Consider the following 219-nt stretch of genomic DNA (forward strand, 5'->3'; position numbering starts at 1 on the left):
ACTTCCACTTCAGCCTGGACATGGATAGGTCACCCGGTTTCGGGTCTATGTCATGCAACTAATTTCGCCCTGTTCAGACTCGCTCTCGCTGCGGCTCCGCACCTGAAGTGCTTAACCTCGCTCCATAACATAACTCGCCGGACCATTCTACAATAGGTACCATATCACACCTTGACGTGCTCTATGTGCTTGTAGGCACAGGGTTTCAGGTTCTTTTTC

General features: G+C 50.7%; 1 rRNA gene. It reads right to left on the reverse strand.

What is annotated here, in order from left to right:
* Positions 1-219: ribosomal RNA gene (locus H6A12_RS13245) — 23S ribosomal RNA — on the reverse strand; the annotation flags it as partial.

The sequence above is a fragment of the Merdimmobilis hominis genome (genome assembly GCF_016901855.1).
Lineage (GTDB): Bacteria > Bacillota > Clostridia > Oscillospirales > Ruminococcaceae > Paludihabitans.